The sequence below is a fragment of the Caballeronia zhejiangensis genome (assembly GCF_000698575.1).
GTDB lineage: Bacteria > Pseudomonadota > Gammaproteobacteria > Burkholderiales > Burkholderiaceae > Caballeronia > Caballeronia zhejiangensis.
Map to the genome: position 1 here is coordinate 569,182 of NZ_JFHD01000001.1, position 16,819 is coordinate 586,000.

Sequence of the window (16,819 nt, forward strand, 5' to 3'; positions counted from 1 at the left end):
CAGACGCTCCGACCATTACAAACGAAAAATCCTTTGTTGGACTTCGGTAAGCACGACCGTAGTATCCGGCTTCCTCGAACTCATGGTTAATACCTAAGGAAGCGAATGAAACGAGTCGCACTCGCCGGCGCCGCTGGCTTACTGGCCGCCCTTCCGGGCATCGTTCAGGCACAGAGTTCCGTCACCTTGTACGGGATCATCGACGCCGGCCTCGCCTATACGAACAATCAGCGTGGCGCATCCAATGTGCAGGCGACGAGCGGCAAGCTCAACGGCAGCCGCTGGGGCCTCAAAGGCGTCGAAGATCTGGGCGGCGGCTACAAGGCGCTGTTCGCGCTCGAGAGCGGCTATCGCGTCAACGACGGCACACTCGCTCAAGGCGGACGCGAATTCGGGCGGCAAGCTTATGTGGGCGTGGCGAAGACGGGCATCGGCACGCTGACGCTCGGGCGTCAGTACGATCCGAACACGGATCTCGTTGCGCTCTTCGCGGGGCCGGGATTCTGGTCGCCCGCCACGCACGTCGGCGATAACGACAATCTGAATCAGACCTTCCGCATCAACAATGCCGTGAAGTTCAAGAGCGATACCTTCGCGGGCGTGACTGTCGATGCGCTCTACGGGTTCAGCAATCAGGCGAGCAACGGCGCGGGCGCGGGCTTCGGCAACAACCGCGCTTGGGGCGTATCGGCGAGCTACGCCAGCGGGCCGTTGCAACTCGGCGCGGGCTATTTGCTGCTCGATCATCCGAATGTCGCGTCGAACACGAGCGGCGCGGTCGGCGGTGCATCGACCACGTCCGGCGACGACTACAGCGGCGCCTTCTTCTATGGCCTGAACGGCGGCGTCGCGCGGCAGCAAGTGGCGGTCGCGGGCGGCAACTATGCGATCGGATCGGTCGCGACAGTCGGCTTCGCATGGAGCCACACGCAGCTCGACTACAACGATGGCTCGTCGCGCAAGTTCAACAACTACGATGTGAACGGCCGCTACAACATTACGCCGGCGACGACGCTGATCGGCGTGTACACCTTCACCGATGGCCGCGCCAACAGTCTGCCCGGCACCGGCGGCGCGACACTCAAGCCGCGCTGGCATCAGTTCACGCTCGGCGTCGACTATGTATTGTCGAAGCGCACGGACCTCTATCTCTCCGGCGTCTATCAGCTCGCGGCGGGCGATGCCTCGACGCGCGTCGGCAACGGCTATCAGAAGATCGCGGCTATCGCCGACGCGGGCACGCCGTCGTCGACGAACCGGCAAGTGGCGGCGTTCGGCGGCGTGCGCGTGCGCTTCTGAGCTGCGAAGAACCGCATCGAACCGGTGAAAATCCCGCGGCGAAAGCGCGGAACGACACCCTCGATACGCTGCGCTCACACCGTTTCCCTACGCGCCCACGAATCGGGCGCATCCGGAAGGCACGCTCGAAGCCTCGTGCTTCGAGCGTCGCCGAGCGCATTCGCGCGACGCGCAATCGCGGTTCTTTCAAATCTCTGAAGGCGACAAGCAAAGCAGAAATCGATCTTTGGCGGCCTTGAGCCGGTTGCTAAGATCGCCGCTCGCTTTCAACGGACCGCCATAACGACAATGACCTTGCACCGCTCGATCGCTACCCGCCGCGCCGCCGTTGCGCTCGCCGTCGCCAGCCTCTTCGCGCTGGCATCGTGCGGCTCTTCCAGCGACAGCTCGCCGACGACCGCGCCGGTCGCCGCCGCCAAACGGCCGAACATCCTGTACATCATGGCCGACGATCTCGGCTACTCGGATATCCACGCGTTCGGCGGCGAAATCAACACGCCGAATCTCGATGCGCTCGTCGCATCGGGCCGCATCCTCACGAACCATCACACCGGCACGGTCTGCGCGATCACGCGCGCCATGCTGATCTCAGGCACCGACCACCATCTCGTCGGCGAAGGCACGATGGGCACGCCAACCGACGAACGCAAGGGCCTGCCGGGATACGAAGGCTATCTGAACGACCGGGCGCTCTCGGTCGCGCAGTTGCTGAAGGATGGCGGTTATCACACGTACATGGCGGGCAAGTGGCACATCGGCTCGGGAATCGTAGGCAGCACCACAGGCGGCGGGCAAACGCCGGATCAGTGGGGCTTCGAGCATAGCTATGCGCTGCTCGGCGGCGCCGCGACGAATCACTTCGCGCACGAACCCGCAGGCTCGAAAAACTACACGGAAGACGGTCAATACGTTCAGCCGGGACAGCCCGGCCAGCCAGGCGGCGCAGGCGGCAGTCCGAGCGTCTTCTATTCGACCGACTTCTATACGCAGCGCTTGATCTCCTACATCGATTCGAACAAGGGCGACGGCAAGCCCTTCTTCGCCTACGCAGCCTACACGTCGCCGCACTGGCCTTTGCAGGTGCCCGAGCCTTACTTGCACAACTATGCGGGCAAGTACGACGCAGGTTACGACGTCATCCGCAATGCGCGGATTGCCCGGCAGAAGGCGCTCGGCATCATTCCCGCCGATTTCAATCCGTATCAGGGCGCGCCGGAAACGCTGACCTCGTCGCCCGCCACGGCGAACAATGGCACCGCGAACGCGAAATACATCAGCGCCGTGCACAACGCCGCGCAAGGCTACAGCGACTATGGTCCCGGCACGGTCAACAAGTCGTGGAACAGCCTGTCCGCCGCCGAGAAGAAGGCGCAAGCGCGCTACATGGAAATCTATGCCGGCATGGTCGAGAATCTCGATCACAACATCGGCCTGCTGATCCAGCATCTGAAAGACATCGGCGAATACGACAACACGTTCATCCTGTTTCAGTCCGATAACGGCGCGGAAGGCTGGCCGATCGACTCGGGCGCGGATCCGACCGCGACCGATACCGCGAACGCATCCGATGCGGTCTATTCGACGCTCGGCACCGACAACGGTCAGCAGAACGCGCGGCGTCTGCAATACGGCCTGCGCTGGGCCGAAGTCAGCGCGACGCCGTTCCGCCTCACCAAGGGCTACGCGGGCGAAGGCGGCGTATCGACACCGCTCATCGCACATTTGCCCGGACAGACGGCGCAGTTGCCCACCTTGCGCGCCTTCACGCACGTCACCGACAACACCGCGACCTTCCTCGCCGTCGCACAGATCACGCCGCCGACGCAGCCCGCGCCGGCTTCGATCAATACGCTCACGGGCGTCGATTCGAACAAGGGCAAGGTGGTCTATAACAACCGCTACGTCTATCCGGTCACCGGACAGTCGCTGCTCCCGATTCTCAAGGGCGACGGCACCGCGGAAGTGCACACCGCCGCGTTCGGTGACGAAGCCTATGGACGCGGCTATCTGCGCAGCTCCGATGGCCGCTGGAAGGCGCTTTGGACCGAGCCGCCGACCGGTCCCGCCGACGGTCACTGGCAGCTCTTCGACCTGCAGGCCGATCGCGGCGAGAACAACGACGTATCGGCGCAGAATCCGTCGGTCATCGACAGTCTCGTGCAGCAGTGGAACAGCTACATGAGCACGGTGGGCGGCGTCGAACCGCTGCGGCCGCGCGGCTACTATTGAGCGCGCGATGAGTCGTCGATGGACATCCGTTGCAGGCGCCGGCGCCGTGACGCTCGCGTTGTTCGGCGCGGGCTTCGGCGGGGCGCTCGCCGTGAACGCGGAGCACGGCTTCGATCCGCGCAATCTCGCGCGCACGCTGGCGCCGCTCGGCTCCGAGCAGCAATGCGAACGCTATTCGGGCATTCCCGCCAAGTGGCGCGACGATCCGCGCGCGGGCATGGTGCACCTGCGCGGCGGCGAATTCGTCTTCGGCAGCACACTGGGTTATGAGGACGAGCGCCCGATGGGCGATGGCAAGACGAAGGTCGGAGCCTTCTGGATCGACCAGACCGATGTAACCAACGCGCAGTTCGCCGCTTTCGTCGACGCGACGGGCTATGTGACCGAAGCCGAGCGTCAGGGCGGCGCTGTCGTGTTCCATGTCCCGACGCGCGAAGAAATGAACGCACGCGATCTCGCGTGGTGGTCGTGGGTGAAAGGTGCGTCGTGGAAGCATCCCACGGGATCGTCGAGCACATGGAAAGGGCGCGAAAATCGTCCGGTGACGATGGTGACGCTCGCCGACGCCCTCGCCTACGCGCACTGGCTCGGCCGCGATCTGCCGACCGAGGCCGAGTGGGAATACGCGGGCAAGGCCGGGCGGGAAGGCGCGCAGCTCGACGCCGCTCCGCGCGATGCGCGCGGCAAGCCATCGGCGAATTACTGGCAAGGCGTGTTTCCCGTGCTCGACTCCGCCGAAGACGGCCATGCGGGTTTGGCGCCGGTCGGTTGCTATGCGGCGAACGATTTCAGGCTGTACGACATGATCGGCAACGCATGGGAATGGACGAAGGATCCTTACACCGGTCCGCGTCAGCCGCATTCGAACGGCGACACGGCGGCGGTGATCCCAGCGCGCAAGCACGACACGGCCATGGTCATCAAGGGCGGCTCGTTCCTGTGCGCGCAGGATTATTGCGTACGCTACCGGGCGTCGTCGCGCGAGCAGCAGGAAGCGGATTTGCCCGCGTCGCATATCGGCTTTCGCACCGTGCTGAGGGACGGCTGATGCGCGCGCGATTCGTTTTCGCGGGGGCGGTTCTGGCAGCCTCCTTCGTGACGACGGCGCATGCCGCGGAGCAGACGGTTCGCATCGGCGTGATGCCGGGCGAGGAAGCGACGATCGTCGCGCATGTGCGTGAAGTCGCCGCGAAGCAGGGCTTGCCGCTCGCCGTCGTGACTTTCGACGATGCCGCGCGCATCGACGCCGCGCTCGCAAACGGTACGATCGATGCCGCCAGTTTCGAGGACGAAGCCAGCCTCGCCGCCCGCAGCGCGCGCAACGGCTACGCGATCGAAAGCGTCGCCGCGACCGTGACCTTGCCGTTGGCGCTCTACTCGCGCAAGCTCGCATCGATCGCCTACTTGCCGCGCGGCGCGACCGTCGCCGTTCCGGCCGATGCCGCCGGCACCGCGCGCGCATTGATCCTCCTGCAGAACTATGCGCTCATCACGCTGAAGGACGGCGCGGGCCTTCATCCGACGCTCGGGGATATCGCCGGCAATCGCTTCGGTCTGAAGATCCGCCGGGTGGAACGTGCGAAGCTCTACGAAGCGCTCGACACGGCGAGCTTCGTCGCGATGAACGCCGACGACGCCGCGCGCAACAAGCTGAAGCCGGGCCGCGACAGCATCGGCATCGAAGATGCGCGCTCGCCTTATCAGCATGTTCTCGCCGTGCGTACGCGCGACGCGAAGGCCGCCTGGGTCGGGCGACTCGTTCGTGTCTTTCATTCCGACGACGTCGCGCATTTCATCCTCACGCAGTATCAGGATTCCGTGCGCCGGCCTTGGTGAATAGCTACTCGTTCGACTGCACCGCGTGCGGCAAATGCTGCAACAGTCCGCCGGCGATGTCGCTACGCGAACTGTTCGAACACCGCGACGTATTCGTCGGCTGCATCGCGCTCGGACGCATGCCGCGAGGCGCAGACACGCCACTGCACGCGTTTCCCGTCGATGAGGCCAGTGCCATCACCATCGCGACGCTTGCGCTCGATTACCCGTCGCTCGGCCGCTGTTCCGCGCTTGCGCATGACGGGTTGTGCGGCCTTCATGCAAAGGGCAAGCCGGATCAGTGCATCGCGGTGCCGCTCGACCCGCTCGTGCCCGATCACCTGCAACATGCGGTGCTTGCGCAGCGCTCGCATGGCGCGGGATGGATCGGCGCGCAATGCATCCGCCCGGGCGAGCATCCGGGTGCGTTGCTCCTCAGGGCTGGCGAGATCGTGGATGAAGAGGCCAAGGCGGCCGTGCAACGCAGACGGCACGCGCTAGGCATCGAGCGCGAGCTATGGGCCGCGCCGTTGTTCGATGTCCTGAGACGCGACTTCGCCGATCCGCGCCGCGCGCTCGCGATGCTTCCTTCCGACGGTTATCGCACCATTGCGAGCGTGCCGGCGCTCATGGGTATCGGCACGTTATCGACGGCGCTCGCGCGCGCGTGCATCGCCTATATCGATGCGCAGACGGCGCTGATACACCGGAACGTCGCGCAGGCCGTGCAACGCCGCCGCCTCGACGACCGGCCGACGACGCAGACACTGCGCGGTTTCTCCGATGCACTTCAGCATGCACGCGCGCATCTCCGCGCGCTGCCCGAACGCACCGCAGCCTCGCCGCTCGCGAGAGACGCCGAGGCGTGGTTTCTCTTCTGAGGCTCGGCGAATGCGCCGTTCGTGCCGACGGGCAGCATACGAATCCGCCTTTTTGCTACGCAGCAATCGGACCGTCCAACGTGCGTCTAAAGAAATTGAGTCAATGCTCTATTTCAACGTATCTCATGCCGATCGCCCCCAGCCCGCAGCCGGTTTCCGGATTTCATCCTGTCGTAAGGTTTACCCCGATTTAAACGCAAACCAACAAAAGGGACATTCTGCCTGCTGCATGTAATCGAAGCGCAACCCAATTGACGTCATTCTGAAGCGCCAGCTCTGCGGCTGGCGTCGTGCATGCCGAGAGGAGAGCGATTTGGTCCTTGAACTGGAGCGGGTCAGTGTCGTTTCTGGCGGGCAGCCGTATCTGTACGGCGTGGATTTGCGCCTTGTCCCAGGCGCCATCAACGTGCTTCTCGGACCCACGCAGGCCGGCAAAACCACGCTGATGCGCGTGATGGCGGGTCTCGACAGGCCGAACGACGGCCGGGTGCTCGTCGACGGCCAGAACGTGACAGGCGTCAGCGTGCGCCAGCGCAATCTCGCGATGGTCTATCAGCAGTTCATCAACTACCCCGCGATGACGGTGTTCGAGAACATCGCCTCGCCTTTGCGTCTGCAAAAAACCGACCCTGCCGAAATCCGCCGGCGCGTGCACGAAGTCGCGGCCCGACTGCATATCGACCATTTGCTGGAGCGGCGGCCAGGCGAACTGTCGGGCGGACAGCAGCAGCGCTGCGCGCTCGCGCGTGCACTCGTGAAGCGCACGTCGCTGGTGCTGCTCGACGAACCGCTCGTCAATCTCGATTACAAGCTGCGCGAGGAATTGCGCCTCGAACTGGCCACGCTTTTCGCCGACGGCAAGACGACGGTCGTCTACGCGACCACCGAACCGCTCGAAGCGCTGCTGCTGGGCGGCCATACGGCAATCGTCGATAAAGGCCGGGTTCTGCAGTTCGGTCCCACGCTCGATGTCTATAACGCACCGGTCAACGTCGCGGCCGCAGCCGTCTTCAACGACCCGCCGATGAACATGCTGACGAGCGACTGCGGCAACGGCCGCGCGCGTCTGCCGATCGGCGTCGAGGTTCCGGTCCGGCACGGTCTCGCCGCGAACGGCGCATGCCGCATCGGCATCCGGCCGGGGCACGTGCGTCTCGAGGCGAATGCCGCTCATGCGATCGCCGTTGCGTGCCGGCTCGAACTCGCTGAACTGAGCGGCTCGGAAACATACCTGCACTTGCGCACGCTGACCGGCGCGGTCGACCTGGTTGCGCAATTGCAGGGCGTGCATCAGATCGAGCTCGGCACGCAGCTCGATGTTTTCATCGACCCTGACGAACTGTTCGTGTTCGGCGCGGATACCCAACTGGTGTCCAGCCCGGAGGCAGCTCATGGCGTGCATTGAGTTCCAGAATCTCGGGCACGCGTACGGACCGGCCCCCGCGACGCTCGACGACTACGCGCTTCAACCCATGAGCATGGTCTGGGATGACGGCGGCGCTTACGCGTTGCTCGGGCCATCGGGTTGCGGCAAGACCACGCTGCTGAATATCGTGTCGGGGCTCGTCAAGCCGTCGGAGGGCAAGGTGCTGTTCGACGGACGCGACGTGACTGCGCTCGGCGCACGCGAGCGCAACATCGCGCAAGTGTTCCAGTTCCCCGTGGTCTACGACACGATGACCGTGTTCGACAACCTCGCGTTTCCGCTGCGCAATCGGGTGATGTCGACCGCCGAGGTCACGAAGCGCGTGCACGAAGTCGCGGAAATCCTCGATATGACGCGCGATCTGCCGCTCAAGGCGAGCAATCTGGCCGCCGACGCCAAGCAGAAAATATCGCTCGGGCGCGGCCTCGTGCGCAAGGACGTGGCGGCGATTCTCTTCGACGAACCGCTCACCGTGATCGATCCCGCGATGAAGTGGATGCTGCGCCGGCAGTTGAAGAAGATCCATCAGCAACTCAAGCTCACGCTTATCTACGTGACGCACGATCAGGTAGAAGCGCTGACTTTCGCGGATGAAGTCGTGGTCATGACGAATGGCCGCGTCGTTCAGAAAGGCGGAGCCGATGCGCTTTTTCTGCGGCCGGATCACGCTTTTGTCGGCTACTTCATCGGCAGTCCGGGCATGAATCTCTGTCCGATCGAGCTCGACGCAGACGGCGCAAAAATCGGCTCGCAGCGCCTGCCGCTCGACGCGGGCACGCTCGCGACGCTACGGGCCGCGCATCAGCAGACAAACGGCGCGCTCAAGCTGGGGATTCGCCCGGAATTCGTACGGCTTTCGCATGAAGGCGGAGCGGGTGCGCTCAACGCGCGGGTGCTTCGCGCACAGCAACTCGGCAACTATCAACTGGTGACCGCGCAATGCGACGGCCATGTGTTCAATGCGAGGCTCGAACCGCATGTGCGGATTGTCGACGGACCTGCCTGGCTGCATCTGGTTGCGCCTGAGACCGTATTCTTCTGCAACGACGAACGAGTCGAAACACGCATCTCCGAAGAGGCCGCGCGATGAAGCCCGTCAATCAGAAAGCGTGGTTGCTGGTCGTTCCGGTGTTCATCTGCGTCGCGTTCTCCGCGATCCTGCCGCTGATGACCGTGGTCAACTATTCGGTGCAGGACATCATCGGCCCGACGCAGCATGTGTTCGTCGGTACGGAGTGGTTTCGCAACACCATGACCGATCCGGATTTGCGCCAGGCACTCGGCAGACAGGTCATTTTCTCTGCGTGCGTTCTGCTGTTCGAGATTCCATTGGGCGTGGGCCTCGCACTGTCGATGCCGGCTTCGGGATGGCGCGCATCGGCGACGCTCGTCGTGCTCGCCATGCCGTTGCTGATTCCATGGAACGTGGTGGGCACGATCTGGCAAATCTTCGGGCGCCCCGATATCGGACTGCTCGGCTACTGGCTCAATAGTCTCGGCTTCGACTACAACTACACGGCGAGTCCCACCGCCGCATGGCTCACGGTGCTGGTGATGGACATCTGGCACTGGACGCCGCTCGTCGCGCTGCTGTGCTATGCGGGCTTACGCGCGATTCCGGACGCCTTCTATCAGGCCGCGGAGATAGATGGCGCGAGCCGCTTTGCGGTATTCCGCTACATCGAGTTGCCGAAGATGCGCGGCGTGCTGATGATCGCCGTGCTGCTGCGCTTCATGGACAGCTTCATGATCTACACCGAGCCGTTCGTGCTGACAGGCGGCGGACCCGGCGATTCCACGACCTTCCTCAGTCAGTACCTGACGCAAAAAGCGGTCGGCCAGTTCGACCTCGGCCCGGCCGCGGCTTTTTCGCTGATCTATTTCCTGATCATTCTGCTGTTGTGCTTCATTCTCTATAACTGGATGAATCGCGTCGGCAGAGGCGGCCCCGCTGCGCAAGGAGACGACCATGCAGGATAAGCGCCGCTGGATGCGGACGTTGGTGCTCGTCGTCTATATGCTGTTCGCGCTGATTCCGCTTTACTGGATGTTGTCGATCTCCCTGCGCACGAACGAGGAGACCATGTCGACGTTCGCCACGCTGCCGCAGCACGTGACGTTCGACAACTACAAGGTGATCTTCACCGATCCCTCGTGGTACTGGGGCTACATCAATTCGATCATCTACGTGCTGATGAACACGGTGATGTCCGTGCTGGTCGCGCTGCCTGCCGCGTATGCGTTCTCGCGTTATCGCTTTCTCGGCGACAAGCACATGTTCTTCTGGCTGCTCACCAACCGCATGACGCCGCCCGCCGTGTTCCTGCTGCCGTTTTTCCAGCTCTATTCGAGCATCGGCCTGACCGACACGTACATTGCCGTCGCACTCGCGCACATGCTGTTCAACGTGCCGCTTGCCGTATGGATTCTCGAAGGCTTCATGTCGGGCGTCTCGCGCGAGATCGACGAAACCGCGTATATCGACGGTTATACGTTTCCCGCCTTCTTCGTGAAGATCTTTCTGCCGCTCATCAAGTCGGGCGTCGGTGTCACGGCTTTCTTCTGCTTCATGTTCAGCTGGGTCGAACTGCTGCTCGCGCGCACGCTGACTTCGGTCAACGCGAAACCTATCGCTGCCGTGATGACGCGCACCGTGTCGGCCGCCGGCATGGATTGGGGCGTGCTGTCGGCGGCGGGCGTGCTGACGATCGTTCCCGGCGCGCTCGTGATCTACTTCGTGCGCAACTACATCGCGAAGGGCTTCGCGATGGGGAGAGTGTGATGTTCACGTGGATGTACTGGACGCCCGAGGTGGCGATTTTTTTCGGCTGCATCGTCGTGATGCTGGGCGGCATGACGGTATGGGAACTGTGCTCGCCGACTCATGAACGCAAGGGTTTTCTGCCTATCGCGACGACTCGCGGCGATCGCCTTTTCATCGGCCTGTTGACTGCCGCTTATGTGAATCTCGCGTGGCTTGCGATCAGCGCGGAGGGCTCGAGTTCGTGGCCGGGCTTCATAGCCTCGGTGCTGGTGCTGCTCGCGATCATGTGGAAAGGCTAGCAAGCCGACGCATGCAGCGATGACTGACAACTGCCGGTTCCGCTGATGCCCCCAGCGGGCGCCGACAAGATCGAAGGGGCACGGAAGACACAGGAGAAGACCATGCATCAGAGGAGACGGATCGTCGCGCTGGCAGTGGCAAGTATCGTGTCGGGTGCCTTCGCGAACCAGGCTCTGGCGGGAACGCCCGAGGCGCAGAAATGGGTGGACAGCGAGTTTCAACCCAGCACGCTGTCGAAACAGCAGCAGATGGACGAGATGAAATGGTTCATCGATACCGCGGCGAAACTCAAGTCGCAGGGCGTCAAGGAGATTCATGTCGTGTCGGAAACCATCGACACGCACACCTACGAATCGAAAACGCTAGCGAAAGCGTTCAGCGAAATCACCGGCATTCAGGTGAAGCACGACATCATTCAGGAAGGGGACGTCGTCGAGAAATTGCAGACCTCGATGCAATCCGGCCAAAGCATTTACGACGGCTGGATTTCGGACTCGGACCTGATCGGCACGCACTATCGCTATGGCGTGATCGTTCCGCTATCCGATTACATGGCGGGCGAAGGCAAGGAATACACGAACCCCGGTCTTGACCTGAAAGATTTCATCGGCACGAGCTTTACGACCGCGCCGGACAAGAAGCTCTATCAGCTTCCCGACCAGCAGTTCGCGAACCTTTACTGGTTCCGCGCGGACTGGTTCGCACGCAAGGACTTGCAGGACAAGTTCAAGGCGAAATATGGCTACGAACTCGGCGTGCCGGTCAACTGGTCCGCGTATGAAGACATCGCCGAGTTCTTTACGAACGACGTGAAAACCATCGACGGAGAAAAGGTCTACGGCCATATGGATTACGGCAAGAAAGACCCGTCGCTCGGCTGGCGCTTCACGGACGCGTGGCTTTCCATGGCGGGCGAAGCCGACAAGGGCATTCCGAACGGCATGCCCGTCGACGAATGGGGCATCCGCGTGACGCCTGATGGCTGTCATCCGGTAGGCGCGTCGGTATCGCGCGGCGGCGGCACTAATAGCCCGGCAGCGGTCTACGCGACGACCAAATACATCGACTGGCTCAAGAAATACGCGCCACCGGAAGCGTCGGGCATGACCTTCAGCGAAGCGGGCCCGGTGCCCGCGCAGGGACGCATCGCGCAACAGGTGTTCTGGTACACCGCGTTCACGGCGTCGATGCTCAAGCCGGGCAACGTCACGAATGCGGATGGCACGCCGAAGTGGCGCATGGCGCCCTCCCCGCACGGCGCCTACTGGAAGGAGGGCATGCAAAACGGGTATCAGGACGTCGGCTCGTGGACCTTCTTCAAGTCGACGCCGCCGAATCAGCGCGCTGCCGCGTGGCTATACGCGCAGTTCGTGACGTCGAAGAGCGTGTCGCTCAAGAAGTCGATTGTCGGTCTCACGTTCATTCGCGACTCCGACATTCATAGCGACTACTTCACGAAGAACGCGGATAAATACGGCGGCTTGATCGAGTTCTATCGCAGCCCGGCGCGCGTCGCGTGGACGCCGACCGGCAACAACGTGCCCGACTATCCGAAGATGGCGCAACTCTGGTGGAAGAACGTCGGCACTGCTGTCGCCGGTGAGAAGACGCCGCAGGCTGCGATGGATAACCTGGCGAAGGAAATGGACCAGGTGTTGTCCCGTTTGCAGCGGGCGGGGATGAAGGTTTGCGCGCCGGAGCTGAATGCGCAGAGCGATCCGTCGAAGTGGCTGTCCGACCAGCACGCGCCGTGGAAGGCGCTTGCCAATGAGAAGCCGAAGGGGGAAACGGTGAAGTATGAGCAACTGCTGTCCGCGTGGAAGGCGGGTAAGGTGCGGTAGGGGTTTTGATTTTTGGATTGGCGGCACTTGGTTGTGCCGCCTTTTTTGTGGGTTGCTGGACGGGCGCGGTGGGGCTGGAAGCAGCAGCGACGATTCGATGCGGATGCAATCTCTGACGGCCCTTGATGACCATCAGCCGAAATTCGCGGATTACCGCCTCGTTGTTCTGCTACGACCGTGGTCCGAAGGGCTGAAGCCAACCCCTTTCCGCCATTGAGACGGTTGGTCTATGACTGGCTGCTGATGGGCCGGGTACGGCCTATCGTGGAGACCTCGGACGGGTCTTTCGCGCGCTCCTGACAAACTGATCGGGAGCGTCCGAACCTCTGCCAAGCACCTTCCCAGCGACGAGCGGCCATGTCGCCTTGATTGACGGCCTTGCGTCAGCCGCGTATACCGACTGCCGCCTCTTGAGCCGTCCAGCCTGCTACGCGGTCGCTCAGTGTGAGCCCCAGGCCCGGTCGTGTCGGAACCAACATCCGGCCGTCACGCGTCTCCAGCTTCTCGTTGAACAGCGGCTCAAGCCATTCGAAATGTTCGACCCAGGGTTCACGGGAATAACAAGCCGCGAGATGCACGTGCAATTCCATCGCGAAGTGCGGCGCCAGCATCAGCCCCGCGTGATCAGCCAACGTCGCGACCTTCAAGAATGGCGTAATGCCGCCGACACGCGGCGCGTCCGGCATCAGGTAATCCGCGCCGCGCTGACGGATGAACTCCCAGTGCTCGGATACGCTCGTCAACATTTCGCCGGTTGCGATCGGCGTATCGAACTGGGCAGCCAGCGCAGCGTGACCTTCCGCGTCATAGCAATCGAGCGGCTCCTCGATCCAGATCAAATTGAACTGCTCGAAGGTGCGGCACATACGTTGAGCGGTCGGCCGGTCCCACTGCTGATTGGCATCCACCATCAACGGAAAGGCGTCACCCAAATGCTTGCGCACCGTCTGGACCCGGTGAATGTCAATCGCACAGTCTGGTTGCCCGACCTTGAGCTTGATCCCGCCGATCCCCTTCTCGCGCGAGGCGTCGGTGTTGACAAGCAACTGATCGAGTGGCGTGTGAAGGAACCCGCCCGAGGTGTTGTAGCAACGCACCGAATCGCGGTGGGCGCCGAGGAGCTTGGCAAGCGACAGATTCGCGCGTTTGGCCTTCAGGTCCCACATGGCAACGTCGAACGCGCCGATCGCCTGTGCCGCCATGCCACTGCGCCCTACCGATGCCCCTGCCCACGCCAGCTTGTCCCACAATCGAGCGATGTCACTCGGGTCTTCGCCGATGAGCACAGGAGCGATCTCCTTCGCATGCGCGAACTGGCCAGGGCCACCGGCACGCTTTGAATAACTGAAGCCGAGCCCGCGATGACCGTCTGCCGTCTCGATTTCGACAAACAGAATGGCGATCTCTGTCATCGGCTTCTGCCGACCCGTCAGGACTTTGGCGTCGCTGATCGGGTTGGCGAGCGGAAGAAACGTGGATGCAACGCGAATCCACTTGATCGAGTCGTTCGACGGTCCAGCGATGAGCGAAGATGTGGCATTCATGGGAGGGGCTCCTTGCGATAAGGTGTTGGGAGGCGGCGACTCAGTGGCCGTGGCGCGGTTTGAGGGAGGCGGTGGCGCTCTTGCGCGATCCGTCGCCTTCGTCGTCGGTTTCCAGACGCTGGAGTTTTCCGACGATCAGCAGGTATGAGCACGCGCCAAGCAGCGACAGCGCACCGATGTAAGTCAGCGCGACTTCAAACGACCCGGTGCTCTTGATCATCCAGCCGATCGCAAGCGGCGTAACGATGCTCGCGAGATTGCCGCACAGGTTGAAGATTCCGCCGCTGATGCCCATCGCGCGCTTGGGTGAAACGTCGCCGACAATGCACCAGCCCAAATTGCCGACGCCCTTGGCGAAGAACGCAATCGACATGACGAGAATCACAATCGTCGTCGAATGCACATAGTTGGCAACCACGATCGTGCTCGACAGAACGAGGCCGCAGATGATCGGGGTCTTCCGAGAGGCGGTGAGACTGAAACCGCGTTTAAGCATCCAGTCGGACCAGAGGCCACCGACAAGCCCGCCCACGCAACCTGCCACTGCCGGCAGCGCCGCCACCATGCCGACCTTAAGGATCGACATGCCTTTCGCTTCGATCAGGTAGGTCGGGAACCACGTCAGGAAGAACCAGGTGATCGACGTCAGACAGAACTGGCCGATATAGATGCCTATCATCATGCGGTTCGCAGCGATTGCCCTCACCTGTTTCCACTTGAACGGCTGCGGGCTGTCGCCGATGGTCGGCAGACCACCGCCTGCCGCGATGTACTCAAGTTCGGCCGCACTCACGCGATGATCGCGCTGTGGTTCCCGCACCGACCTGAGCCACCAGAATCCTAGAAGAACGCCCACAGCGCCGGTCGTGTAGAAGACGTAATGCCAACCCCACATGCTCACGGTGTACGTCATGACCGGCGTGAACACTGCGAGCGCGAAGTACTGTGCCAATTGGAACACCGACGTCGCGAGACCGCGCTCGGCGCTCGGGAACCACATGACGGTAAGACGACTGTTGCACGGGAACGCCGGCGATTCCGCGATTCCCATCAGGAAGCGCAAGGCAAAGAGCGCCACGAATGCTGACGCAAACAGATGAACGAAACCCTGGGCGAACGTCAGTGCCGACCACAGAATCAGACTGATGCCGAGCACGGTCCGGGCGCCGAAACGGTCAAGAATGAGACCGCCGGGAATCTGCATCGCGGTGTAGGCCCAGCCGAACGCCGAGAAGGCAACGCCCATTGTCAACGCGTCGAAACCGAGGTCGTGGCGCATGCTCGGCGCGGCGATCGATAACGTCGCGCGGTCTACATAGTTGAAAACCGTAACGATGAAAATCATCGCGAGAATGAACCACCGCACTCGCGTGCGCTTGCCATTGTCTGGAATGCTGCTCCGAGTAACCACTGCCGCCTCCGTTTGTCTCGACGGTCGGCGCTCAGTCGCCGCACCGAGCGCCGTGTCTCATCATGATTGCGCAATCATGCTTGCTCATTGATTGCGCAACCATTGTCGTTTGCCCTTGCGGCATGGGCCTGCTTGCGTTTCCGCATGGGTTCGATGCGGTTCGTGGTCTAATGCTGTTGCGCACTAATCGTTATATCCAGTACTCTGAAATGGCCAAGAAAAGCGATAACCGGCAAACGACCGAAGCGGGCGTGCTCCAGAGCGTGACGCTTATCGATGTGGCAAGGGTGGCGGGCGTTGCGCCGATGACAGTCTCCCGTGCCCTTCATCGGCCGGAACTCGTTCGTAGCGACACCCAGAAGAAAGTGCTTGAAGCGGTCCAGGCCACCGGGTACGTGCCCAACATGCTTGCGGGCGGACTGGCCAGCAGCAAAAGCCGGCTGGTCGCCATCCTGTTGCCGACCATCGCAAGTTCTATCTTTGCGGAGACCGTGCAGTCGCTCGTCGACAAATTGACCGCGTCGGGTTATCAGACGCTTTTGGGTCTCACCGCTTACTCGACAGCTCGCGAAGAAGCCTTAGTCGAAGCGATTCTCGGCAGGCGGCCTGATGGGATCGTGCTCGCCGGTACAAGCCATACCAAGGCGACAGTCGAGCGGCTCGCCAAAGCCAAGATTCCGGTCGTCGAAATCTGGGATCTCACCAACAAACCGATCGACACCGTCATTGGCTTCTCGCACGAAGAAGTAGGCAAGCAAGTCGCGCGGCACCTTCTCGCGAAAGGTTACAAGCGCTTCGGCGTCGTTTCCATCGATGATCCGCGAGGTTTGCGCCGCTGCAGGAGCCTGATCGCCGAACTCGCGAAACACGGCATTGGCAAAGCTACGTTCGCGATCCTCCCTGCACCGGCCACCGTGCAAGCGGGGCGCGAAGGCGCGGCCCGTCTGTTCGATGAGACGCCGCCGGAAATCGTCGTATGCAGTTCCGATACGCTCGCGCAGGGGGTGCTTGCCGAAGCAGCCAGTCGGAAAATGAGCGTACCTGAGCAGATTGCTGTGATGGGCTTCGGGGATCTAAGCTCTGCCGCGCACATCTATCCTTCTCTTTCGACAGTGCGAGTCGAAGGCGCCGTCATCGGCGTGAAAGCGGCCGAATCATTACTGTCGCGCTTTGCGCAAAGCTCGGCAGCCGGGCATCAGCCTGTGCACGTCAAGATCGATACTGGCTTCACCATAATCGACCGTCAAAGCACCTAGACGTCTACCAGCCGGGGGGAGCCGCATCGCTAACCCTTCCATGGCCGAAAGTC

General features: G+C 62.3%; 14 protein-coding genes. 12 read left to right on the plus strand and 2 right to left on the minus strand.

Annotation, left to right across the window (positions count from 1 at the left end):
• The first annotated feature begins 105 nt into the window (after positions 1-105).
• The 11 genes from BG60_RS02605 to BG60_RS02655 all read left to right on the plus strand — a co-directional run bounded on the left by BG60_RS02605 (position 106) and on the right by BG60_RS02655 (position 12,555).
• Entirely contained in the window at positions 106-1,299 is a 1,194-nt protein-coding gene (locus tag BG60_RS02605) for a porin (protein ID WP_008346788.1), read from the plus strand.
• Positions 1,300-1,587: 288 nt separating this feature from the next.
• Positions 1,588-3,528 carry an arylsulfatase gene (locus tag BG60_RS02610; RefSeq protein WP_008346790.1) on the plus strand — a complete coding sequence of 647 codons (1,941 nt, stop codon included), beginning with the start codon at positions 1,588-1,590 and terminating at the stop codon, positions 3,526-3,528.
• A gap of 7 nt (positions 3,529-3,535) precedes the next feature.
• Entirely contained in the window at positions 3,536-4,576 is a 1,041-nt protein-coding gene (locus BG60_RS02615; protein WP_033535804.1) for a formylglycine-generating enzyme family protein, read from the plus strand.
• Positions 4,576-5,364, plus strand: a complete 789-nt coding sequence (locus tag BG60_RS02620) for a MetQ/NlpA family ABC transporter substrate-binding protein (protein WP_008346794.1) — start codon at positions 4,576-4,578, stop codon at positions 5,362-5,364. The genes BG60_RS02615 and BG60_RS02620 overlap by 1 nt, the downstream gene beginning before the upstream one ends.
• Entirely contained in the window at positions 5,361-6,224 is an 864-nt protein-coding gene (locus BG60_RS02625) for a hypothetical protein (protein WP_081851813.1), read from the plus strand. The genes BG60_RS02620 and BG60_RS02625 overlap by 4 nt, the downstream gene beginning before the upstream one ends.
• A gap of 313 nt (positions 6,225-6,537) precedes the next feature.
• Positions 6,538-7,629 (plus strand): ABC transporter ATP-binding protein, encoded by a 1,092-nt coding sequence (locus BG60_RS02630; protein ID WP_008346796.1) that lies wholly within the window; start codon positions 6,538-6,540, stop codon positions 7,627-7,629.
• The gene (locus BG60_RS02635) at positions 7,616-8,740 is read left to right on the plus strand and encodes an ABC transporter ATP-binding protein (protein WP_008346798.1); all 1,125 of its coding nucleotides are present in this window, start codon (positions 7,616-7,618) and stop codon (positions 8,738-8,740) included. Before BG60_RS02630 ends, BG60_RS02635 begins: the two co-directional genes overlap by 14 nt.
• The gene (locus BG60_RS02640; protein WP_008346800.1) at positions 8,737-9,630 is read left to right on the plus strand and encodes a carbohydrate ABC transporter permease; all 894 of its coding nucleotides are present in this window, start codon (positions 8,737-8,739) and stop codon (positions 9,628-9,630) included. The genes BG60_RS02635 and BG60_RS02640 overlap by 4 nt, the downstream gene beginning before the upstream one ends.
• Positions 9,620-10,432 carry a carbohydrate ABC transporter permease gene (locus tag BG60_RS02645; RefSeq protein WP_008346802.1) on the plus strand — a complete coding sequence of 271 codons (813 nt, stop codon included), beginning with the start codon at positions 9,620-9,622 and terminating at the stop codon, positions 10,430-10,432. The genes BG60_RS02640 and BG60_RS02645 overlap by 11 nt, the downstream gene beginning before the upstream one ends.
• Positions 10,432-10,713, plus strand: a complete 282-nt coding sequence (locus tag BG60_RS02650) for a DUF2160 domain-containing protein (protein WP_008346804.1) — start codon at positions 10,432-10,434, stop codon at positions 10,711-10,713. Before BG60_RS02645 ends, BG60_RS02650 begins: the two co-directional genes overlap by 1 nt.
• Before the next feature lie 102 nt (positions 10,714-10,815).
• Positions 10,816-12,555 (plus strand): ABC transporter substrate-binding protein, encoded by a 1,740-nt coding sequence (locus BG60_RS02655; protein WP_008346806.1) that lies wholly within the window; start codon positions 10,816-10,818, stop codon positions 12,553-12,555.
• Between the two features lie 383 nt (positions 12,556-12,938).
• On the opposite strand, the gene BG60_RS02660 is transcribed toward BG60_RS02655, so the two are convergent.
• Positions 12,939-14,099, minus strand: a complete 1,161-nt coding sequence (locus BG60_RS02660; protein WP_034470198.1) for an L-talarate/galactarate dehydratase — start codon at positions 14,097-14,099, stop codon at positions 12,939-12,941.
• A gap of 40 nt (positions 14,100-14,139) precedes the next feature.
• A complete protein-coding gene (locus BG60_RS02665; RefSeq protein WP_051078973.1) occupies positions 14,140-15,444 on the minus strand; it encodes an MFS transporter in 1,305 nt (434 codons plus the stop codon).
• Positions 15,445-15,572: 128 nt separating this feature from the next.
• Between BG60_RS02665 and BG60_RS02670 the strand changes: the two genes are divergently transcribed.
• Positions 15,573-16,766: a LacI family DNA-binding transcriptional regulator gene (locus BG60_RS02670; protein WP_241484844.1), complete on the plus strand. Its 1,194-nt coding sequence runs from the start codon at positions 15,573-15,575 to the stop codon at positions 16,764-16,766.
• The last annotated feature ends 53 nt before the right edge of the window (positions 16,767-16,819 follow it).